Here is a 23,793-nt window from a genome sequence, read left to right on the forward strand (position 1 = left end):
TTGTGCATGCTTCTTTTTTATGCCTATTCTTAAAAGGCAAAGGGATGCTGCTAAACTAAATATATGATAAAATTCATCTATCTAATGTGAACTGTGAGTTGAGATGTATGATGGAAAGTCAAAAATATGCAATTGTTGATTTGGAGACAACTGGTCATTCTCCAGCAAATGGGGATCGAATGATTCAAATCGCCATTGTAATTATGAAAGATTGGCAAATTGAGCGTACCTTTACAAAGTTTATTAATCCTGGTAAAGCCATTCCGCCTTTTATTCAGGATTTAACGCATATTACGGATAAGGATGTAAAGGATGCATTGCCGTTTGAGGCACATGCCGACTACATATATGAACTGCTTGCTGAGTGTGTATTTGTCGCGCATAATGCAGATTTTGACTTATCCTTTTTACAAGCAGAGTTTAAGCGTGCTGGCTTACCAAAATGGCAGGGGAAAAAGATGGATACGGTTGAGCTTGCCAAAATCTTGTTCCCAATGTCACTAAGCTTTAAGCTAGGTGATTTAGCAGCAGATCTAAATATACCATTAGCAAATGCACACCGTGCTGATGATGATGCCTTGGCAACGGCTGAACTTTTTATATGCTGCTGGAAGGAGCTACTCGCGCTTCCACAGCTAACGCTAGAGCAAATGCATAAACGATCATTTAGATTAAAATCAAATGTATCCCAACTGTTTTTTGAGGCTCTTCAAATTAAACGTCAGCATGTAACGGGGAATGAAAATGTTTCCTACTACCGGAATTTAGCAATATGTGATGGACGAAAACAGCATACTAGTCAGGCAGAAATTGTAACTTATCCACAGACAGCAGCTGAAAAAACAGTGTTAATGGCAAAGGCTATGCCAAATTTTGAAGAAAGACCTGCACAATTTGAAATGATGGATACGATTTGGCAAGCCTTGAATGCACAAACAGAATGTGTCATTGAAGCCTCCACAGGTATTGGTAAAACAGTGGGCTATTTATTACCTGCGATTTTATATGCTCAAGCTGTGAATAAAAAAATTGCCATAAGCACATATACGTCACACCTACAGGAGCAGCTTGTAGAGGAGGAGCTACCAAAGATTGAAAAAATTCTTGGTACAAAAGTCAATATTGCTGTTTTAAAGGGGATGCAACATTATATTGATATTGCACGCTTTGAGCAATGTATGGCCTACGCAGATGAATCCTATGATGATACTTTTACAATTTTACAGATTTTAGTTTGGCTTACAAAAACAGAAACTGGCGTCCTGAGTGAGCTCAATGTTTCTGGTGGAGGGCAATTATTTATCGAGAAAATCCGTAAAATGCCTGACGAGAAAACAAGGGGCTTTGATTTCTATGAGCAAGCATTAAAAAATAGTGAGACAGCTGATTGCATTGTGACCAATCATTCTATGGTGCTCAGTGATTTAGTACGGCAAACACCAATTTTTACTCAAATAGATGGCTGGATTATTGATGAGGCCCATCAATTTATACAAGCTACAATGCAGCAGGATGAAGTTGTCTTCTCTTATACACAATGGAAGTATATTTTTGGTCAAATAGGTATAATGGAAGAAACTGCTTTATTTCAGCAGTTTAGTCAAGCCGCTAAGAAAAGGCAGCGAGTCCCTATGCAAAGCTTGCAGCGATTAGATACGCAATTTATACGCCTGCAACGTACATTTGATGAAACTGTTCAGCGCGCTGTTCTACAAATGCAGCAACAAATCAAAAGTAAACAGGCAAGTAGCAAATACACCCTATTTTTAGAGGATGTGCCTTTAGCTAAAGAACCACTATTAAAGGTGAGTAAGCTTACACAGCAGTGGCTTGATTTAGCAGCAGAAGTAGGGCAGATATTTGAGAATAATATTGAGCAATTGGATAATAATGAGCTTTATCTATTATCGGAGTGGCATTATTGGATTCGTGAAATGAAGCTGAAAATTGCTGAATGGGAAGAAATTTTCTTGTCCCCTCAGACTGAAAATTCTGTTTGGCTAGAATTTGATGTGCGAAGTGTTCCAGGCAGTCTTCATGCCTTTAAAAAGCCAGCAAATGTTACGCCAATTATTGAAAAAGTGCTTGCACCATTGCGTAAGCAGGCAAGTATTATTTGGACTTCAGGAACGTTAACGGTGCCAGGTAATGAGCGATTTGTGACTCGGCAGCTTGGTATTGCTGATCGTGTTAAAATAACAAAGCTACAAGCACCCCCGGCTTATTATGCTGGCGCAAAAGCCTTTATTGTCACAGATATGCCAGATATTCAACATGTATCACAGGATGAATACATTGAAGCGGTCGCCCACGCGATTACCCGAACAGTGCGTATGACAGAGGGACGATGCTTTGTCCTTTTTACTGCACAAGAAATGCTTCGTAAAACAGTAGAGTTGATTCAGGATAGCGAACTTCTTGATGATTATATGCTCTTTGCACAAGGCGTATCTGGAGGCAGTCGCATGCGAATCCTAAAGTCATTCCAAAAGTTTAGCCATGCTGTCCTCTTTGGCACCAACAGCTTTTGGGAGGGCGTGGATGTGCCAGGAGACGCGCTTGCATCAGTTATTGTGGTACGTTTGCCATTCTCCTCTCCGGAAGAGCCTGTATTTAAGGCACGGGCAAAACATATTACCGCACAGGGTCACAATTCCTTCAATGAGTTATCATTACCTGAAGCCATCATGCGCTTTAAACAGGGCTTTGGCCGTCTAATTCGCTCGTCCCAAGATAAAGGAGCCTTTATTGTACTGGATCGTCGCATTACGACTAAATCGTACGGTAAGGAATTTATCAAAGCTTTACCACCAATTGATGTAAAGAAATTGCAGCTACCAGAGCTGTTAAAAGAGTTGAATCATTGGCAAAAATAAATAGTAAAATCCCTTTTAGTCCATTGCTAAAAGGGGTTTTTTTATGGAAGTTTTTGTTTAGAAAGTAGGGGAAGCTGATCAAAAACCTGGGAGAGCCGATCAAAAAGCGGGTATAGCCGTTGAAAAATCGAAGGAACTCTATACTCTCTGGGCATTAATAACAATATTCTTGCCCTCACAGACACCGATGAGGGCAAGAATATTGTATTGTTGTTGGTAGGGAGGGTTTTTGACCTTTACTGAGAGGAGACCTGGGGATCATCCATTAAAAATTCTACACAGTTTCGACCATGTTCCTTAGCTTGATATAATGCTTTATCACATCTTGATAATAAAGTGTGAAGGGAATCGCCCTTGACATAGCTTGTTACCCCAAAGCTACCAGTTTTTCGTTTTACGATAGAGAATTGATAATTTTCCAAGTGTTGACGAAGTTTTTCAGATAGTTGTACGGCCTGTTTAAGTGTTGTATTGGGGCAAATGACCAAAAATTCCTCGCCTCCCCATCTTCCAATGGTATCTTGTTCGCGAATGCTGGCTTGGAGAAGACCAGCAGCTTCTTTTAATACTATGTCTCCTACTTGATGGCCAAATTCATCATTTACTGCTTTAAAATAATCAATATCTAGGAGAATAATGGATAACGGTATGTCTTGCTGTTGCGCATGTTCAAATGCTTCTTCTAAAACACAATCTAACCGTACCCGATTTGGAATTTGTGTAAGTCGGTCTGTATTTGCCAAGTGTTCAAGCTCCAACTTTGCCTTTTCGAGTTCTTGCGTTCGTTCTTGCACCTTATGTTCCAGGGTTTCATTCAGTATCTGCTGCATTTCTTGATGCTCTTTTTTGATAATGTTGATTTTATCGCCTAAAGCTAATGATAAAAATATGGATTCAAACATGGCACCAATGGCGGGAATATCCTCAAAAATACGTGGATGAAATGGAATCATATTTAAAAAGGCTAATGCCTGAACAATGACGGAGCCGAGCAAAACAGTCCAGCCGATCATATAAAATCTAGCCATTTTTTGACCTTTTATCAATACAAACAATCCACATAACCAAAGAAATACAAAGACCACTACTGCAAAAGTAGTTGTAAAATTATTAGCAATCGAAACATCAGGAATGATAAACACAGCCATTAAGGAAAGACAAGTTATTCCTAAAAGGAGCTTTCCTACCATATGAAACTTTGGTAAATATTTTTTTAATTCAAGAAATTCTAAGCAAAATAGCAGCATAAACAAAAATAATAGATTACCGCTAATGACTAAGGATTTGAATAAAATCCAGGAAGGTACTAATTGCCCTACTAATTCAATATCTAAAGAATTCAATGTTGCTTGATAAAGAATAAAGCTAAACATATATAATACATAGTATAAATAGGCCCTTTCCTTTAAAGAAAAGTATAAAAAAAGATTATAGATTAGGAGTGCAGATAGAAAGCCATAAAAGATTCCTGTTAAATGTTTATAGCCAATTACACTATTAATAAAGCTATCCGTTGTATACAGATAAGAGATTACACTTATTGGCATAATCCCATCTAATTTTAGATAAATTTCTTTTACAGATGGATCATTAATATGAAATATAGTAGAGCGATACTGAATGTTTCGTTCATCAATATTCGATATTCCCCTCTTTTGTACATGATAGGAACCATCTTCTTTCACTAGATATAGCTCAATATTATCCAGCTTATCAGTTATCTCAATCCAGTAATCCTGCTTATTCGTTATTAACTCTTTGGTTGGTAATTTTAGCCAAATTGTATCCTTTGTATGCCAAAAAAATAAATAGTCTTGATGGCTCGCAACAAAGGATTTGTCATATGTACCACTTATTAAATCTTCTATGGTAGCTTTATTCGCAGTATCACGAAAAATATCATAATGCTGTCCTAAAATAATACGGTCTGTTTTCTCCGCTGCATGACCTGTCGAAATCGGCAAAAATAGTAGTGAGATTAAAAAATAAAATATCAAGCTATTTTTCATCATTCAGCTTTTCTCCTGTCATTTTGATAGCTAGAAGGTTTGCAAATAATTTAACTTCTTACAGCAGAAGTCTCCCACCTCTATGGAGGGTGAGATAATGCGAATTTAAGCTCATTTTCAGAGATGTCCAAACATCCGCAAAAAGAAGTTAAAGCCTCCAGACGTAATTATGCTAAGGCATAATTGATTACTATCAATCCAGTTTTTTATGTAAATATATTATATGTTAGTAACGACAATAAAAGAAAACATAAAGATGAACAGACCATAAGAGCAAGATTGAGGTCGAGTTGAATGTATATTTCCTGATAATATGATGGCTAATATAATATTAGGAGGCTACAAAATGTCAAAAATTCAGGAATTCCATCGACTACATACAGGCAGAGAGCTTTTATTACTAGGAAATGCTTGGGATTTATTATCTGCATTATTATTAGAAGAAGCTGGGTTCAAAGCAATTGGTACAACAAGTTGGGGCATTGCCAACTCATTAGGATATGCAGATGGTCAGTTAATTGATTTTGATCACCACTTGTCAATTATTAAAGCCATAACAGACAATGTAAAAATACCTGTATCCGCAGATATTGAGGCAGGTTATGGAAGTGATCAGAGAACCATTTTAGAAAATGTCTTAAGAACAGCAGATATCGGTGTTGCTGGTATCAATATCGAGGATTCATTAAAAAGGCAAAAAGGCTTACGAAGTGTAAAGGAGCACTGTCACCTACTAGAAGCAATGAGAATGATGTTAGATAATCGAGGTTATCATGATTTTTATATTAATGCTAGAATAGATACTTATTTTCAGATGCTGGAACCATTCAATGAAACAATCGAAAGAGCTAAGTTCTATGTAGAGAGCGGAGCGAGTGGTATATTTATTCCTGGATTGGTTGATATAGAGGAAATTAAGGGAATAATTTCCGATATAGATGCCCCTATTAATCTACTTTCTTTACCAGGACTAACGGATTGTCATAAACTAAATGAAATAGGGGTTAAACGATTTAGCTTCGGCAATGCATTATCAGATAAAATAATCGCCTATTTAAAAATGAATGCTTCCCAAATACTGAAGGAGCAAAATACAGCTTGCTTATTTGAAAAATAACATAAAGGGGGGAAGGATGTAGTGGGCACGAAAATTAACCTTTCATTTGATGAAAAGTGGGAAAAAATTATTGGGTGTGATCAAACGTATGACGGCCTCTTTTATACGGCTGTAAAAACCACTAAAATTTACTGTCGCCCCTCGTGTAAATCGAGAAAGCCCAAAAAAATAAATGTAGAATTTTATGATGATAGACAAAAGGTTGAAAACGCTGGTTTTCGAGCATGTAAAAGGTGCAAGCCTGAGATTGAGCATTCCCCCCCATGCACAGCTCATTAAAGATGTACTAGCCTACTTAATCAATGGGTATAAACAAAGACTAACCTTGCAGGATATTGCGAATCATATCGGGATCAGTCCATTTCATCTAGAACGCCTATTTAAGCAAGAAACTGGGGAAACACCTCGTAGTTATTTAGCAAAGATCCGAATAGATAAGGCTGCCTGCCTTTTAAAAAGCTCATGCTATTCTAATCTTGAAATTTGCTATGAGGCGGGCTTTCAAAGTCCCTCAAACTTTTATAAAGTGTTTCGAAATGTGAAGCAATGCTCTCCTAGTGAGTTTCGTGAAAAGGAGCGAAGAGGATGAATTGGATCAGCCAAAAAGAATTTATAGAGATTTATCCACCAAAAGAATTCAATACAGAAGAGTGTTTAATTTTCTTAAAAAGGTCTAATCAGGAAGTGCTGCATCGGATAAAGGATGGATATTTATTTAAATTGCTGAAAATAAATGGACTACCGATTTTATGTCAAATTAAATTACAATCAAACTCAATCAAAGTCGAGTTTCCTATGCATGTTCCATCTGAAGGAAGTCACGAAGAAATTGCTCGGTATATTTGGGCATGGTTTGATTTAGAAAAGGATTTGAGCAGTTTTTATGAAATGGCTAAAGAGGATAGTATATTGAAGCCTCTTGTACAAAACTATTATGGACTACGTATAATTGGCATGCCGGATTTATTTGAGGCACTCGTTTGGGCAATTAGTGGACAACAAATTAACTTAACATTTGCATACTCATTAAAGAGAAGATTTGTGGAGCAATTTGGGGAAAGTGTGATGTTTAAGGGAGAAACCTACTGGCTATTCCCATTGCCCGAAAGAATTTCGACAATCCAGGTGGATGATTTACGTCAATTACAGTTTACCCATAGAAAATCAGAGTATATTATCGATATCGCTAAGATGATGGCCATTGGACAATTATCGAAAGAAAAATTGCTTATAAAAGCAACCTATGATGAAATGAAAAAATGTTTAGTATCGATTAGGGGAGTCGGTGCCTGGACAGCTGACTATGTGCTCATGAAATGCTTACTGCAACCAGAGTCATTTCCCATAGCAGATGTGGGACTTCATAATGCTTTAAAAAGGCAATTAGCACTAAATCAGAAGCCAACAATTGAAGAAATCACTAGTTACGCCATGCATTGGACAGGCTGGCAGGCATATGCCACCTTCTATTTATGGAGGTCTTTATATGATGAAACGCTATAAATTAGATTATCAATCGCCTATTGGCATACTTGAAATAGAGGGAACAGCCACACATATAGTTTCTATTATGTTTTCAGAGCAGGGGCAGCTTATAAATGTCCCTCATAAAGATACACCGCAGATCTTGGTTGAATGCCATCATCAATTACATGAGTATTTTATGGGTGAGCGTCAAGAATTTAACTTTCCCTATGATTTTGAGGGAACCGTCTTTCAAAAAAATGTATGGAATGTCTTAACAAATATTGTTTATGGTGAAACAGCAAGCTATAAAGACATTGCTGTTTCAATTGGCAATGAAAAAGCGGTAAGAGCTGTGGGTAGTGCAAATGGCAAAAATAAATTGAGTATCGTTGTCCCTTGTCATCGCATAATAGGCTCAAATGGAACATTAACAGGCTATGAAGGTGGGCTGTGGAGAAAAGAGTGGCTACTTCAGCACGAAAACTCACATCTGAATCCAAAATAACTTCTAAATTCTAGGAAATTCTTTAAACGAAAAAACTTTATACCTATCTTTGTTGTAAGAACTAATGCCCTTTGTATAAAACAGCGGTTATTGCAAAAAATAAGACCGTCAAAATAAGCGATTTGATTACAATCAGTATTTGTAGTTTTATCTCTGTTATGACAGTTTTTCTGGACTTTTTTGTCTAGAAGCAATCCGGGCTTCTTATTACAAATGAAGGAGGTGTAGAGGTGAGCGTAGTTTATAGAATTGCCTTAGTGTTAGTCATTATTGGTGCCATCAACTGGGGACTCATAGGATTCTTTAGGTTCGATTTAGTAGCTTATTTGTTCGGTGGGCAAACGGCAGTATTATCAAGATGGATTTATGCATTAGTCGGGATAGCCGGAATCATAACCATACCGATTCTTATGAAGCGTTTTGAGGAGGATGAAGACTTTGATCCGCATACTCGTATAGACAGAAATCCAAGTTACGGTATGGAGGCTGGCGAAGAAGCGGATTTCACTGAAGTAGAAACAACTGAAGTGAAGAAAGTAGAAAAAAAAGAGCCTACCAATAAGTCTAAAAACAAAAAGTAATCGCGATTTAAAAACTGGTGACCAATTTGGTTCGTCAGTTTTTTGCGCTAGACAGGGCGTAAGCAGAAGAGCAGCTTACGCCTTGCTTTAATGATTATTTTGGAAAGGCGAAAGATGAAGCAGATTCATTGTCTTGTTCAAGCCATTTTTCGGAAAGCTTATTAGCCGTCTCCTCACCCACAGGCATCGCCATAAGCGTTGAGAGGCAACTCCATAGGTAGCACCTAAAAATGCATTTGCAGCCTGTTCTAAATCTGCGTCTGGCAAGACAACCATATTATTACCGCTGCCTAAAGCTGTAACCTTGTCGTATAAATGATATCAGCAACAGGTGTTGAACAAATAAGGGTCTTTCCGCTTTCTTTACATATCATGTTCATTAAGGCATCCATACGATCAGTTAGTAATTGTTGGAATTTGAGAATAATTTCAGCACGTTTTCCAGTATATAGGGTGAGCCATGCTGGGAAAGCCTTTTGAGCAGCGTACATTGCCTCTTTTACTACCCCCTTAGTGGCTAGCGGAACCTTTGCAATAACAATACCTGAACTGGGATTGTATACATCTGAAAAGCGACCACTTTTACCTACAACAACCTTACCATTAATAAAGTGACCTAATTCCTTTACTTCGGTATTTCTTACCATTCAAAACCTCCAGAAATTTGTTTAAGAAAGTAGCGTCTTTAAGGAAGCGGTATATTTCCCCCCGATAAAAAGCCTATCCCGTTAGAGCGTGCAACTAAATTCATCTTTTCCTTAAATTAGATGGTTTTTATAAACAACGCTACATACTGCTCATTCTTGACATAGCAATTTCGACTTGTTACATTGGGACGCTAACTTACTCCTTTCAAGCATGCATTTATAGGAGGCAACAACATACATAGTCCACCCATTTGTACTTTATATGAATACATAGAATGATTTAGAAGGGGTCTATTGATTGAAAATCCAATGTTATTGGTGTGCTAGTACATCCTCAATTAAAAATGCGATATAGAGATTTGTTTTTGTAAATGGATTGCTTAAATCCATATCTAATAGTGTTTCTATTTTTTTTATTTTGTACAGAACTGTATTTCTGTGGATAAATTGACGTTCACTAATCTTACTAGTACTACCATTCTCCTCAAGAAAAATACGTAAAAATTGTACATAATCCGTGTCATGCAAGTCGTCGTAGCGATAGAGCTGACCTAAGATGTCTTCGTTAAACGATTTAATTAACGTTTGATTTTGTACAGCCATGATAATTTGATAGGCACCAATTTCCTTATATTTGTATAAGAAACGATTGTTATGAAGTTTGGCTAATTGAGTCACCGTTAAGGCTTCTTCGTAACTTTTGTAGACATTATCAAGCTCTTTATAGTAGTTTCCTTTACCAATAAAAAGATCTAAGTAACCATTTTTTAGTGTGATTTTTTCGTAGATTTCTTCCACTATTTTTGAGAAGGGTGTATTTGATGTATGAATTTGTGCTTTATCGATAAGAAAGATGAGGTGATTTTTATGCTTTAGTTTTAGAAAGCGTTGATATTTATTTTGAAATGCAAATTGAAGGATGACCTCATAGCGATCAATACTAGCCTGTCCTCCAATGGTTGTACAAGAGATAATAGCTAGCTCTCTACCCTGTGGAAATCCTAACTGTAATAATTGATCCTTCAGCCTGTTGTCGTTGTCCTTGTAGTGAAAAAGTAAGTTGTAAAGGACCTTTTCTTCCATTGAAAGTTCTTGCTGTTGATTGGCAATAAATTGAAAGGTTGTTTTGAGTAAATCGGCAATCCGATAACTCCATGACATTTGAAAAATAGGGAAATCATGTTCATTGGCAAAAGTGATGACTGATTCTGGTATATTTGGAATGTAAGGACCAAGGTTTATGATAAAACCTGCTACTTTTTTAGAGAATGCTAGTTGAACAAGCTGTTCTAAGGATTCTCCCTGTAAAGATAAATTAATACCTGTAGTGACAACTAATTCATTAGGTCTGCAAAACATAATTAAATCGCTACTCTCTACGACGTTAATCCCAGTCACTCTTCGATACGTTCCGCTATGGCCAGCTACTAATGTGAGCATTGGGAATTGAACTCCCTCTACAATTTTGCGAATCGTCCCCATATTTTCCCCCCTTAATTATGAACATAACTTACCATATATCATGTGCAGATGCACAGATTTTTTTAGTTTTCTATCTATATCTCTCAATTTTTATCTATTTTAGAATGTTTATTAACTACTGTGAAAGAGAGGACTTGCATATGTATAAGTGTAATAGTAGAAGATTGCAAGAGTTAATTGAACAATTTAGTCAATTTGGAGCTACTGAAAATGGTGGCGTAACCCGTTTGTCTCTTTCAAATGAAGATGTTTTAGCACGAAACTATTTTTGTGAATGTTGTGAAGAATTAGGGATGGAAATAAAGATAGATGATATGGGAAATATTTATGGGGTTCTACCAGGAAAAAAGGATGTTCCACCAATTGTGTTGGGATCACATTTAGATTCAGTAGAAAAAGGGGGGAAATTTGATGGTGTGTTAGGGGTATTAACAGCTATTGAGGCCATTCGAACAATTAAGGAAAACGATATTGAGCTAGACATTCCACTTATGATTGTTAATTTTACAAATGAGGAAGGCGCTCGTTTCGATCCTGCGATGATGAGCTCTGGTGTCATTACATCAAAATTTGAGAAAGAAAAGATGCTACAATCCACTGATAAAAATGGAATTCGCTTTGAGGAAGCATTACGAGCAAGTGGCTATGAGGGAGAGCAAGAAAATCGTCTGAATGAAGCGCTTGTCTATTTAGAGTTGCATATAGAGCAAGGGCCTGTATTGGAGGCAATGAAGCATGAAATTGGTGTTGTTGAGGGAGTACTTGGAATGGTTTGCTATGAAATTACCGTTACCGGGCAATCCAACCATGCTGGTACTACCCCGATGTCCATGCGGCAAGATCCAATGCTTGTTGCATCCACAATTATAACAGAGTTACATGACCAGTTAGGAAAAATTGATGAACAACTCGTTTATACCTTTGGCCGCATGAATGTCTCACCAAATATTCATACAGTAATTCCAAATACAGTGACATTTACCATTGATTCACGCCATCAAAAGGCAGAGGTAATGCAGCGGGTTGAAGATATCCTTAAAACTCTTCCGACAACGGTAGAGGGCTGTAGCATTCGACCGGTTAAGCTTTGGGGTAGGGATACGGTATATTTTGATGCAGCAATTTGTAACGAGGTAGAAAGTGCCTGTCAGAGCTTTGGTTATTCTGCTCATCGTATGTTTAGTGGAGCAGGACATGATGCCCAGTATATGGCTAGTATGACCCCTTCCGCAATGATTTTTGTTCCAAGTATTCAAGGGAGAAGTCATTGTGAGGAGGAAAGAACGAGCTTTGAGGATTGTGCTAAGGGAGCTGATATTTTACTAGAAACAGTTCTAACGCTACAAACAAAATTTAGTATGGATGAAACCTATACATTGCATTAAAAAATCAAGCAATCTCCATTTTGTAAGAAGGGTGAGGAGCACTGTGAAAAAAATTATTAAAGGTGGGCGAGTGGTTACTGCCGCGGATGTATTTGAGGCTGATATTTTAATTGACAACGGAAAAATTATTCAAATTGGACAACATTTAGCCGATGATGGCGCTGAAATTATTGATGCCACTGGTAAAATCGTGTTACCTGGTGGCATTGATCCGCATACGCATTTAGATATGCCATTCAATAATACGGTGACAGATGATGATTGGAAATCAGGTACGATTGCGGCGGCCTTTGGTGGGACAACCACTATTTTAGATTTTTGTTTAACAGCAGGTGAGGAAAAATTATCAGCAGCCGTGGAAAAATGGCATGACAAGGCCAAAGGAAAGTCAGCGATTGACTATGGGTTCCATCTGATGATTGGTGATTTAACACCTGAAACCGAAGCCGAATTACCACAATTATTGGAGCAGGAGGGCATAACCTCTGTAAAAGTCTTTATGGCCTATGCAAAAGAATTTCAAGCGACAGATCGTACACTATTTAAAGCCTTTAAAATTGCCAAAGATCTTGGCGCAGTGGTCATGGTGCATTGTGAGAATGGCTCTGTCATTGATGAGCTTGTCGAGGAAGCAAGACGTGCGGGACATAAAGAACCGATTTATCATGCACTGACTCGACCAGCCGAATTAGAGGGTGAGGCGACAAAGCGTGCCATCGAATTAGCACATATAGCTGGAGCGAAGCTATATGTGGTACATGTAACATGCAAAGAAGCGGTAGATGAAATTATTGCTGCTCGTGAAAAAGGGTATGACGTCTATGGTGAAACATGTCCACCATATTTAACACTCGATCAATCAGCTTTAGCGCAGCCAGGCTTTGAGGGAGCAAAATATGTTTGGTCACCACCTCTTCGTCCGAAATACCATCAAGAACATTTATGGAATGCATTAAAGGCCAAGCAGCTACAGACAATTGGCTCTGACCAATGCTCTTTTAGCTTTAAGGGTAAAAAACAGCTAGGCTTAAATGATTTCTCAAAAATTCCAAACGGTGGGCCATTCATTGAGGATCGCTTTAGTATTTTATATTCGGAAGGTGTCGCAAAAGGTAGAATTACAATCCATGAATTTGTTGATATGATTTCTACAAGTGCAGCTAAAATATTTGGGTTATTCCCGCAAAAAGGAACGATTGCTATCGGTTCTGATGCGGATATTGTCATTTTTGACCCTGAGGCAAAACGCCAAATTTCTGCTAAAACACATCACATGAATGTGGACTATAACCCATATGAAGGCTGGGACGTTACAGGTGAGCCAGTTAGCGTACTAGTACGTGGGGAATATGTCATTAAAAATAAAGAATTTGTCGGGGTACTAGGTAGCGGCCAATATATTAAACGTCCATTAAAAACAGTAGCTGCGGAAGCACTTAACATGTAGCTTCCTTCAGTATAGGACCGATTGCTTTGGGTGGAGAGCAAAGCAATCGGTCTAGTAATTGGTGTACGGAAAAAATGCTCTCATGAGGGGGATGTGGAAATGGTTCCGAATCAAGAAAATGCAATGACCATGCAGCTTAGACGTAATTTTATGGAATTAAAAAGCAAAATGACAAAGAATGAGGCTATTGAGGAAGCCAACCGTTGTCTGTATTGCTACGATGCACCATGTATTAAAGCTTGTCCAACAAGCATTCAAATCCCAAATTTCATAAAAAAAATTGCATCTGGTAATATGAAGGGTTCTGCTACGACTATATTAGAAGCAAATCCTATTGGTGCAAGCTGTGCAAGGGTTTGTCCAACGGAGGAATTATGTGAAGGGGCGTGTGTCTTAAATTCTTCTACAAAGCCAATTAAAATTGGAGAGTTACAGCGTTATGCAACAGATTGGGCGATGGAAACCAATACACAGCTATTTAAGTCAGGGCAAAATAACGGACAGAAAGTAGCCATCATTGGGGCGGGTCCTGCTGGTTTATCGGCAGCACGTGAGCTTGGTCGCTTAGGCTACCAGGTAACAATCTATGAGGCAGAAGCAAAGGCTGGTGGTCTGGGAAGCTATGGTATTGTTGCATTCCGTTTGCCTAATGAAGTGGTGGATTGGGAAGTGGAGCAAATTGAACAGCTTGGTGTGAATATTCAAACGAATACAGCTGTTGGTGTGGATATTTCTGCAGATGAAATTTTGGCACAATATGACAGTGTCATTTTAGCTGTCGGTATGGGGGCTGTACCGAATCTGGGCATTGAAGGGGAAGATTTAGAAGGTGTGCATGATGCGATTGAGTTTGTTCGAAAAACAAAAATGGGACCGCTTACAAATGACATCGTTGGGAAAAAAGTAGCTGTTATTGGTGCTGGAAATACAGCGATTGATGGTGCTACAAGTGCGGTGCGATTAGGAGCAGAAAATGTACAAATTCTTTATCGCAGAACACAAAAAGAAATGACTGCCTACAAATTTGAATATGAATTTGCCAAGCAGGATGGTGTGGAATTTAAATGGTTGACGGCACCAAAGAAAATTATTGGCAATGAAGCAGGCCATGTGATAGGCATTGAATGTGTGAAAATGAAGCTTGGTGAGGCAGGGCCTGATGGTCGTCAAAGACCAGAGGAAGTGAAGAATTCTAATTTTATCATTGAAGTAGATGCTGTCATTAAAGCCATTGGGCAAACTCGTTTTGTTTCATTAATTGAAGCATTCGGTTTAGCGAATACAAATGGGGTCGTCGATATAGATGAGACGACAATGCAAACGTCCAATGACAAAGTATTTGCCTGTGGAGATGTTGTCTTTGGCAATGGACAGGGTGAAGCGATGGTGGTGACCGCTGTGCAGCAAGGGAAAGATGCAGCATACAAGATTCATGAACGTTTAAGAAAACCAAGTGAGATTGCATAAAGGGGGAACTTACATGGCAGACTTACAAATTAATTTAGCGGGCATCCAATCGCCGAATCCATTTTGGCTAGCATCCGCACCACCGACAAATTCGGGTTATCAAGTACAGCGTGCATTTGAAGCAGGCTGGGGCGGTGCTGTTTGGAAGACGTTAGGAGAACCGATTTTAAATGTGTCATCCCGTTTTGCCGCTGTCAGTTTTAATGGTCAACGTGTGGCAGGCTTTAATAATATCGAATTAATTACGGATCGACCATTAGAAGTAAATTTACAAGAAATCTATGACACGAAAAAGAAATTTCCTAATCACGCAATTATTGCCTCCTTAATGGTGGAGCCAAAGCAGGAGAAGTGGCATGAAATTGTGAAGCGTGTAGAAGATGTGGGGGTTGATGGTCTTGAGCTTAACTTTGGTTGTCCACATGGGATGGCAGAACGAGGCATGGGTTCTGCCTCTGGTCAAGTCCCTGAATTGGTGGAAAAGCAAACGTACTGGGTAAAGGAAGCGGCACGTACACCTGTGATTGTTAAGCTAACGCCAAACATTACGGATATTACTGTAACGGCGGAGGCGGCGACAAGAGGTGGAGCAGATGCAGTCAGTATGATTAATACGATTAACAGTTTAGCAGGTGTTGATTTAGATTCTTGGAATACAGTACCTCATGTAGCAGGTAAGGGTGCACATGGTGGTTATTGTGGACCTGCAGTTAAACCAATTGCACTTAATATGGTTGCAGAGTGTGCGCGCAATCCTTTAGTCAATGTTCCGATTTCAGGTATTGGTGGAATCTCTAATTGGCAGGATGCAGCTGAATTTATTTTAATGGGTGCGACAGGGGTACAGGTTTGTACAGCAGCAATGCACCATGGATTTAGTATTGTTGAGGATATGATTGATGGTCTAAATAATTATTTAGATGATAAAGGTCTAGCTTCAGTGATGGATTTAGTTGGTCGCTCCGTTCTAAGATATTCTAACTGGGGTGATTTAGACTTAAATTATAAAATTGTCGCCGAAATTAATAATGATGTGTGTATTAATTGCAATAAGTGTCATATTGCTTGTGAGGATACATCACATCAATGTATTGACCTCTATACAGAGGATGGTCGCCCAATGTTAAAAGTTCGAGAGGAGGATTGTGTAGGCTGTAATTTATGCTCTATTGTTTGCCCAGTAGAAAGTGCTATTACAATGGTGGAACGAAAATCAACCATTCCGCCAATGACATGGAATCAACGTCAAACGCTGATTAGTAGTCTTGCGAAATAATCCTAAAGGTTTTTAGTAAGGGCATTTACTACACATTTATGCGGGATAAACTAAATTCCACCTTCCTGCAACCCTATAGTTGAAGGAAGGATTAACCTCATGTAAGTTGTCACGGAAATTAGAGAAAAAAGGAGAGAAACAGAATGGAACGTGAAGGGAATTATTTAAAATCCCCAGATTTACTTCCAGTGACACATCAACAAAGAAATATTGGAACATTTGGTTTTGCGGTAATTTGGATCGGAATGGCCATTGTATTAGCGGCTTTTGCAATTGGTGGATCAGCAATTATTAACTTACCATTGCCAATGGTAATTTTAGCAACATTGATAGGCTCTTGTTTAATCGGTGTCTTTATGACGTTAATAGGTGATATTGGTATAGAACATGGGCTTTCCTTTCCTGTCTATATGCGCGCACCATTCGGTACATTTGGCACCCATGTACCTTCCCTCGTTCGTGGCGTTACAGCTGCCTGTTGGTTTGGACTTAATACGTATTTTGGGGCATTAGCAATTAACGGTATTTTAAATTTACTTTTTGGTTTTGATAATTGGTTTATCTGTTTCCTAGTGTTTGCAGCACTTCAGCTTTTTAATACATCTCTGGGCATTAAATCCATTGAGCGCTTTGCTGATTTAGCAGCCCCTGTCATTATTTTAATTTCCTGTTGGATGTATTACACATTGGCAGATAATGCAACATCTCAAGGGAAAAATATTTGGACGTGGGTAGAAGCCCCAACAACAGGCTTTGCCGCCTTTACTGCCTTTATGGTGGTTGTGATGGCAAATATGGGCTTTTGGGCAACACTGGCGGCTGATATGCCCTCATTATCAAGATACTTTAAAGCACCTAAAAATGAGCGTAACTGGTTCAAACGGAATAAAACACAGCTTGTTGGTTCACTAATTGTTATGCCGATTACAAACACATTTATTGTCACAATAGGAGCAGTATGCTATATGGCTGTTGCCTCGGCTGATCCCATCAATGCTTTACAGCAAAGTGCAAGTGGATTTATATTAGGCATCTTATTATTAATGATTGTGTTAGCACAATGGTCGACAAATACCTCTGCTAATGTAGTGCCTGCAGCCACTATTTTTTCCAATATTGGCGGACCAAAAGTACCGTTCTGGGTAGGGGTTGTTATCGCTGGAATCATCGGTATTCTCGCACAACCATGGAGCTTATTTGATGTGATGGTAAATGTCCTATTAATTATAGGTGGTATTTTAACTGCAATAGTTGGTATTTTATTTGCTGATTATTATTTAATCCGTAAACGTCGTGTGGATGTGAAGGCACTTTATGAGTTAGAGGGGCAGTTTAAATATTTCAATGGATTTAATATGGCTGGTTTGATTGCCTGGGTAATTGGTGGTGCAGTAGCAAATATCTTCTCAACCTATTCGTCATTAGTTGGTTTTTTTGTAGGTGCTTTCGTTTATTATGTGTTAGCAAAGTATTGGTGGTTTAAAAAATATCCTCAAGCAGAAATAGAGGATCCAAATGATGCAAAATATTTAGGGATAACAGTTGGGCGTAATTTGGATGAGCCTTTCACCCAGCCTCAAATGCCTACACCAACAGTTGAATCTAGTGAGGATGATATTGTGGAAACAACGGATCCGCTATTAGAAATAAAAGGTTCTGAATAAATAAGACAACAGAGAGGACGAGGTGATGGCATGTCAGAACATTTACAAAGCACTGATGAGATTGAAAAAATAGATGATTTTTTAGATAGCGGCTACAAAATTAAATATGTGTATGAAAATTTAAGTGGAATGTTTGTAGAGTTTGCACGTCAGGAGGAAGTTGTGTTGCTACAAATTCTAACAGCGGATGCCCGTAAATACTTTTCAGCCAAACTTCAAGAGCAAACATTGTTACAATAAATAAAAAAATGTTAGTGTATTAGTTGTTTCTATTATTTTTAGGAAATAATATAATTATATTATTTTTTGACCCAAATAGAAAATCTTTATAAAGTTTCCCCTTAATAGTTAAGCATGATTTCGGTATTGAATCGGATTCATGCTTTTTTAATTTTAGACTTATATATGTTTTTCCTAAAAATACAATTGTATTTTTAGGATGTATTTATTATTATAGAAAAAGTATTCAACTTAGAAAAACATCAAAGAAAGAGGCGTTATTCGAGTGGTAAACAAAGAATTAAAGAGAGGGTTAGAGGCACGCCATATCCAAATGATTGCGCTAGGCGGTACAATTGGCGTTGGTCTATTCATGGGTTCAGCTAGTGCTATTCAGTGGACAGGTCCCTCTGTGCTTCTTGCCTATGCTATAGCAGGTATCTTTATCTTTTTTATTATGCGGGCTATGGGAGAGATGCTTTATAAGGAGCCAAGCACAGGCTCTTTCGCAACATTTGGCTATAAATACATTCATCCGTTAGCAGGTTATTTAACAGCATGGAGTAACTGGTTTCAGTGGATTATTGTTGGTATGTCGGAAATCATTGCAGTAGGTACTTATATGCAATACTGGTATCCAAATTTGCCAGCATGGATTCCAGGATTTATTGCAATGATAATTTTAGGTGTCGCTAACTTTATTTCAGTAAAATCGTTTGGTGAGTTTGAATTTTGGTTTGCGATGATAAAAATTGTTACAATTATTTTAATGATTATCGCAGGAATCGGGCTAATTTTCTTTGGTCTAGGTAATGATGGCATTGCTATTGGGCTATCTAATCTATGGGATCATGGAGGTTTCTTTACAGGTGGCTGGACAGGCTTTTTCTTCGCCTTATCATTAGTGGTTGCTGCCTATCAAGGAGTCGAGTTAATTGGTATAACAGCTGGAGAGGCGAAAAATCCTCAAAAAACGATTACAAATGCGATTCAAAGTATTATTTGGCGTATTTTAATCTTCTATATTGGTGCCATTTTTGTTATTGTGACTGTCTATCCATGGAATGAGTTGGGGACAATTGGTAGCCCATTTGTGGCTACGTTTGCTAAGGTAGGTATCACAGCAGCGGCTGGAATTATTAATTTTGTCGTCATTACAGCAGCAATGTCGGGCTGTAATAGTGGGATATACAGTGCAGGTCGAATGTTGTATACATTGGCTATGAATGGACAAGCTCCGAAGTTTTTTGCCAAGCTTTCTCATAATGGGGTACCATTATTCGGGACGGCAGGTGTTTTAGTAGGTCTAGTGATTGGTGTAATCTTAAGCTATTTGGCGCCAGAAAATTTATTTGTCTATGTTTATAGCGCAAGTGTTTTACCAGGAATGGTACCTTGGTTTATTATTTTAATCAGTCAGATAGGATTCAGAAAAACACATGGTACAAAGCTATCTAAGCACCCGTTCAAAATGCCATTTGCTCCGATTACAAACTATTTAACAATTGCTTTTTTAGTAATGGTACTAATTGGAATGTGGTTTAATGATGATACACGTGTTTCATTAATCGTAGGAATTATGTTCTTAACTTTAGTGACGATAAGCTATTATGTATTTGGCATTGGCAAAAACCGTCATGAGCAGTGAGAAGAGGGTGTCTTATAGGAGCTCCCCTAGATATTATTTGAAAAATGATCTTATTATAAATAGAGTAGGGACAATCAATTGTGGATTGTCCCTTTTAATTATTGTTCTTTTCGCATAATAAAGCTTAAATGTCTGCCGGCTTGTTTGTCTTCGCGATAGGAAAAACCATTTGGGCTAAGATATGTGCAGGTTGCATCAATGTCAATCTGCTTAGAAGGAATACCCGCAAGCTCACATTGTTTTTTGACGGTTTGTTGATTATCAATATGATATTTATTGGTTTGAGCATTAAAATACATAAAATCTTCAGCGTATCCTAAATTATGGAATTTATCATAGACATCTGTATCAACTTCAAATTTTTGTTGACTCAGCGCCATACCGATTTGTACATAAAAATCTTGTGGCTGACAATGCTCCTGCTCGATTAAATGCTGGAAAAGCTTCAATGTCACTTCCTTGACGGTCCCTTGCCAGCCTGAATGCACGACACCAATCAGCCCATTGACTTCATTATAAAAAATAACTGGTACACAATCGGCAGTAAAGCTACATAAAAGTAGATTTGGCTCACGTGTGTAAAGTGCATCAGTATTCGCAATGGCGGTATCCAATTGTTCAGCTCCTAGTCCTTTATCGGAGGCTGTAACACAATAAAAATTAGCACTATGCGTTTGCTGCATGCAGACAAAATGATTGAGGTCACATTGCAACGAAGCTGCTAAATTTTTGCGATTTTCAAGCACATCCGCTATATTCACACAAGTATGCAATGCCGTATTATTTTGTTCTAGCTCGTGCCAATCTTTTAAGGTAATACCAGCAATAAAAGGGGCATTATCAACATAAATTTTTGTTTTCATATCATCACCTCGTCTTACTATATAGAATTGAGTTGTGAATGTATAGGCACTTAATACTCATACCCTTCTATTGTATTTTTAGACATAAAAAATAGATTTCTTCACATATAGTATCGAAGAATAAAATATAGAGGGAGTGTTAAATTAATGGCTCAAGAAAAGTTTTTATTAATTTGTCAATTAGGCATGGGTCTATTTTGGATTATTACATATATACTCATTATCAAACAGGGATTCCAGGATAAGAAGTATGGTATGCCAATGGCCGCCATTTGTGCCAATATTTCATGGGAATTTATCTTTGCCTTTATGTACCCACAAAATGATCTCCAAAGAATGATTACCTTCCTTTGGTTTTTATTAGACATCATTATAGTGATGCAATATTTAAAATATGGTCATAAAGAATATCAAAAATTAATTCCTGGTAAAATATTCTATGCATCATTTTTTATAACGCTCGGTGCATGTTTTTTCATTATTTTAGCAATGATGCATGAATTCAATGATATAGCGGGAAAATATGCTGCATTTTCACAAAATCTGATGATGTCAGGGCTGTTTATTGCCTTATTACTACAACGAGGAAATCTCAATGGTCAATCGATGGGCATAGCAGTTTGTAAAATGATTGGTACTATATTTGCAGCAGTAGGCTTTTATATGTACTTTCGAACTCCCTTGATTACCATTATTTCACTTGCGACTCTTTTTTATGATTGGCTTTATATTGTGTTAATTTATCGGCTCTATCAAAAAAGAGTTATGTAAAATACGAATAATCGTTTTTATTTAAATAAATATTAGTCATTTTGCTAATTACAATCATATAGCAACGATGTTACAAAGCAAAATAGTAAGCGATGTTGTGAAAGCATGGATGAATAGTGCTGGTCATAGAGCTAAATTCTCAATAAAAGTTACGCAAATAGGCGTAGGACATATGAAGGATGGCAACTACTGAACACAAATGTTTACCATTCTCTGCTATCTGAAGCAGGAGCGGTTCATTTATGAAAATAAATAAAAATGTACAAAAAGCAACACACTATCATTGTCAAACGAATAAGATGTTTCTGTACTATAACGTTAGAGGTAGGTGCTTGCTATTGAAAAAACAGTGGATGGTCGCACTGTTTATGTTATGCACAATTGGATTATTCGGCTGTCAAGGAAAATCGGAGAATGAGAAACAACAAGAGCAAGAAGTGCAAGATTTAGAGCAGGAACAAAAGGAAAACAAACAGGCTGTTACTTATGAGCAAAAGCAACAATTGGAGACTGTTGTGGAAATTGTTGATCCCTCCACAAATGCGGTTATACAAACAATTTCTCCAAATGAAATGGGTTATGAAAGCGATGTACCATCTTATACAAAGGAAATTGAACAATTGGCAAAAGTGCTGGCAAGAGGAAATGGAGATACAGTTGGCTATGATCAGCGCATGATACTTGATAGGATGGATGATAACGGAAAAATAATAAAGGGTAGTCCTTTGATAGTTTTAAAAGAAAAAGAATTGGTAGATAGAATATTAGAGGCTTCAGCATCTGGTGGTAAAGTCATGATGCCACTTTATATAACAGAAAGCGGTTATTATCTGGAAGATATTCCTTATTTGGCGGAAACCGTTGTTGCATCCTATACCACTTATTTTAATAATGCTGATGGAGGAAGAAATAAAAACATCGAATTATCTGCAAAAGCGATTCACAATGTCATTGTTGGAAGCGGGGATTATTTTTCATTTAACACCGTTGTTGGACCAAGGGATGAGGAGAATGGTTATCAGCCTGCACCAGAAATTATAAATAAGAAGCTGGTGATGGGCATTGGTGGTGGTGTTTGCCAAACCTCATCAACTTTATTTAATGCAGTAGATCAGTTACCAATAAAATTTGTGGAACGTCATCATCATTCATTAGATGTTGGCTATGTTCCAAAGGGAAGGGATGCTACGGTATCCTATGGAGGCTTAGATTTTAGGTTTCATAATACAAGTGATGTCCCGTTTTTAATCCAATCTATTTATGGAAAAAATTTTTTAACTGTTGAGATAAGGACAGCGGAAAAATATGTAGAATTATTGAAAAAAACATAATTAATGCTAAAGACACCTCTGCTCAGTGGTGTCTTTTTAAAGGTGTCATGCTATAGTTAAACTGAGGTATTTCAGTATAATAATGGTTCCATCCAGCACGATAAAGAGGGAGAATATTTTATTGATATGACTCTTTCAATTACCTTATATGATGGATGTACCTTAATCGTGTGAATGGGGAAGGGGAAAAGACAATGCATGCAAAGCTGCAGGCAATCATAGACTCAATCGATTTTTACCAGGTAACCTATCCAGAAGATGCTTGTATAATTGTAGCAGATACAGAGAAAGTCATTGCCTATAAGCCAGGAAAACAAGTGGATTTAAAGGTTTGTGTTGGTGATTCTGTAGATAAATATAGTGGAACAACAACTGAAAAGGCACTTAGCTCAGGGAGATTTATCCGAGAAGAGCGAAGTGCTGAGGATTTTGGCATGGCCTATATTGCATCTGCACAGCCTATTTTTGAAGGTGGACAAGTAATTGGTGTTATTAGTTCAATCCTTTCAAATGAAAAAATGGATCACATGCGATTACTAGCAACAGAGCTGTCGAGCTCAGTGGAGGAAATGACTGCGACGAATGAAGAATTAGCAAAGGCAAGTGTAGATGTTTCCGATCGATTAGAGGAACTATCTAGGTTCTCAGAGTCTATGACTGGTGATATTCAACAAATTAATACTATTGTAGATTTAGTCAAAGATTTAGCGATGAAATCGAAAATTCTTGGACTAAATGCATCCATTGAAGCAGCTCGTTCTGGTGAGCATGGACGTGGCTTTGCCGTAGTTGCCACTGAGATTCAAAAAATGTCTCAAAGCAGTACCGAAAGTGCGAATAGCATTACAAACCAATTAGAGAGTATTAAACAAGCCATCGACCAAGTAAATGAATCAGCAAACCAAATTGCCGCATTTACTCAACAGTTTTCGGCTAGCATGTATAAATTAACAGATGCCTATAAAGGTGTTAATAGCACAGCAGAAAAATTAATGCATATTAGTGAAGTGAAAAATTAAAAAGAAGGGTATAGCCAAT

The 23,793-nt window shown here is 37.8% G+C and carries 18 protein-coding genes and 2 pseudogenes; 16 read left to right on the forward strand and 4 right to left on the reverse strand.

Annotated features, from left to right (window positions below; genetic code table 11):
• The first annotated feature begins 107 nt into the window (after positions 1-107).
• On the forward strand, positions 108-2,876 hold the full coding sequence (gene dinG, locus QNH24_RS08095; protein WP_283871556.1) for an ATP-dependent DNA helicase DinG: 2,769 nt from the start codon (positions 108-110) through the stop codon (positions 2,874-2,876).
• 236 nt (positions 2,877-3,112) lie between these two features.
• Here the strand turns inward: dinG and QNH24_RS08100 are convergent, their stop codons facing one another.
• Complete coding sequence (locus QNH24_RS08100) at positions 3,113-4,888, reverse strand: sensor domain-containing diguanylate cyclase (protein WP_283871557.1); 1,776 nt, start codon at positions 4,886-4,888, stop codon at positions 3,113-3,115.
• Between the two features lie 343 nt (positions 4,889-5,231).
• Here QNH24_RS08100 and QNH24_RS08105 point away from each other — a divergent pair, with 343 nt between their 5' ends.
• The 5 genes and pseudogenes from QNH24_RS08105 (at position 5,232) to QNH24_RS08125 (ending at position 8,555) form a co-directional block, all read left to right on the forward strand.
• Positions 5,232-6,002, forward strand: coding sequence for an isocitrate lyase/PEP mutase family protein (locus tag QNH24_RS08105; RefSeq protein ID WP_283871558.1), 771 nt, complete (start codon positions 5,232-5,234; stop codon positions 6,000-6,002).
• Between the two features lie 21 nt (positions 6,003-6,023).
• Positions 6,024-6,591: pseudogene (locus tag QNH24_RS08110) on the forward strand (bifunctional transcriptional activator/DNA repair enzyme AdaA).
• Positions 6,588-7,505: a DNA-3-methyladenine glycosylase family protein gene (locus QNH24_RS08115; protein ID WP_283934528.1), complete on the forward strand. Its 918-nt coding sequence runs from the start codon at positions 6,588-6,590 to the stop codon at positions 7,503-7,505. The pseudogene QNH24_RS08110 and the gene QNH24_RS08115 overlap by 4 nt, the downstream one beginning before the upstream one ends.
• A complete protein-coding gene (locus QNH24_RS08120) occupies positions 7,489-7,974 on the forward strand; it encodes a methylated-DNA--[protein]-cysteine S-methyltransferase (protein ID WP_283871560.1) in 486 nt (161 codons plus the stop codon). Before QNH24_RS08115 ends, QNH24_RS08120 begins: the two co-directional genes overlap by 17 nt.
• Positions 7,975-8,204: 230 nt before the next feature.
• A complete protein-coding gene (locus QNH24_RS08125) occupies positions 8,205-8,555 on the forward strand; it encodes a DUF378 domain-containing protein (RefSeq protein ID WP_283871561.1) in 351 nt (116 codons plus the stop codon).
• Positions 8,556-8,709: 154 nt separating this feature from the next.
• Here QNH24_RS08125 and QNH24_RS08130 read toward each other — a convergent pair.
• Positions 8,710-9,202, reverse strand: a pseudogene (locus QNH24_RS08130) (aldehyde dehydrogenase family protein); the annotation flags it as partial.
• A 312-nt stretch (positions 9,203-9,514) separates the two neighbouring features.
• The gene (locus QNH24_RS08135) at positions 9,515-10,684 is read right to left on the reverse strand and encodes a PucR family transcriptional regulator (protein ID WP_283871563.1); all 1,170 of its coding nucleotides are present in this window, start codon (positions 10,682-10,684) and stop codon (positions 9,515-9,517) included.
• A gap of 140 nt (positions 10,685-10,824) precedes the next feature.
• Here QNH24_RS08135 and QNH24_RS08140 point away from each other — a divergent pair, with 140 nt between their 5' ends.
• The 7 genes from QNH24_RS08140 to QNH24_RS08170 all read left to right on the forward strand — a co-directional run bounded on the left by QNH24_RS08140 (position 10,825) and on the right by QNH24_RS08170 (position 19,790).
• On the forward strand, positions 10,825-12,069 hold the full coding sequence (locus QNH24_RS08140) for a Zn-dependent hydrolase (RefSeq protein ID WP_283871564.1): 1,245 nt from the start codon (positions 10,825-10,827) through the stop codon (positions 12,067-12,069).
• Positions 12,070-12,112: 43 nt separating this feature from the next.
• Entirely contained in the window at positions 12,113-13,516 is a 1,404-nt protein-coding gene (hydA, locus tag QNH24_RS08145) for a dihydropyrimidinase (RefSeq protein ID WP_283871565.1), read from the forward strand.
• 99 nt (positions 13,517-13,615) lie between these two features.
• Positions 13,616-14,983 (forward strand): NAD(P)-dependent oxidoreductase, encoded by a 1,368-nt coding sequence (locus tag QNH24_RS08150; RefSeq protein WP_283871566.1) that lies wholly within the window; start codon positions 13,616-13,618, stop codon positions 14,981-14,983.
• 13 nt (positions 14,984-14,996) lie between these two features.
• A complete protein-coding gene (gene preA / locus QNH24_RS08155) occupies positions 14,997-16,259 on the forward strand; it encodes an NAD-dependent dihydropyrimidine dehydrogenase subunit PreA (RefSeq protein WP_283871567.1) in 1,263 nt (420 codons plus the stop codon).
• A 143-nt stretch (positions 16,260-16,402) separates the two neighbouring features.
• Positions 16,403-17,923 (forward strand): NCS1 family transporter, encoded by a 1,521-nt coding sequence (locus tag QNH24_RS08160; RefSeq protein WP_283871568.1) that lies wholly within the window; start codon positions 16,403-16,405, stop codon positions 17,921-17,923.
• Between the two features lie 30 nt (positions 17,924-17,953).
• On the forward strand, positions 17,954-18,163 hold the full coding sequence (locus tag QNH24_RS08165) for a hypothetical protein (protein ID WP_283871569.1): 210 nt from the start codon (positions 17,954-17,956) through the stop codon (positions 18,161-18,163).
• A 265-nt stretch (positions 18,164-18,428) separates the two neighbouring features.
• Positions 18,429-19,790, forward strand: coding sequence for an amino acid permease (locus QNH24_RS08170; RefSeq protein WP_283871570.1), 1,362 nt, complete (start codon positions 18,429-18,431; stop codon positions 19,788-19,790).
• A gap of 98 nt (positions 19,791-19,888) precedes the next feature.
• On the opposite strand, the gene pgeF is transcribed toward QNH24_RS08170, so the two are convergent.
• On the reverse strand, positions 19,889-20,653 hold the full coding sequence (gene pgeF, locus QNH24_RS08175; RefSeq protein WP_283871571.1) for a peptidoglycan editing factor PgeF: 765 nt from the start codon (positions 20,651-20,653) through the stop codon (positions 19,889-19,891).
• A 147-nt stretch (positions 20,654-20,800) separates the two neighbouring features.
• Between pgeF and QNH24_RS08180 the strand changes: the two genes are divergently transcribed.
• The 3 genes from QNH24_RS08180 (at position 20,801) to QNH24_RS08195 (ending at position 23,774) form a co-directional block, all read left to right on the forward strand.
• Complete coding sequence (locus tag QNH24_RS08180; protein WP_283871572.1) at positions 20,801-21,424, forward strand: transmembrane-type terpene cyclase; 624 nt, start codon at positions 20,801-20,803, stop codon at positions 21,422-21,424.
• A gap of 338 nt (positions 21,425-21,762) precedes the next feature.
• Entirely contained in the window at positions 21,763-22,755 is a 993-nt protein-coding gene (locus QNH24_RS08190) for a VanW family protein (protein ID WP_283871573.1), read from the forward strand.
• Between the two features lie 194 nt (positions 22,756-22,949).
• Positions 22,950-23,774, forward strand: coding sequence for a methyl-accepting chemotaxis protein (locus QNH24_RS08195; protein WP_283871574.1), 825 nt, complete (start codon positions 22,950-22,952; stop codon positions 23,772-23,774).
• The last annotated feature ends 19 nt before the right edge of the window (positions 23,775-23,793 follow it).

It is taken from the genome of Lysinibacillus pakistanensis (assembly GCF_030123245.1).
Lineage (GTDB): Bacteria > Bacillota > Bacilli > Bacillales_A > Planococcaceae > Lysinibacillus > Lysinibacillus pakistanensis.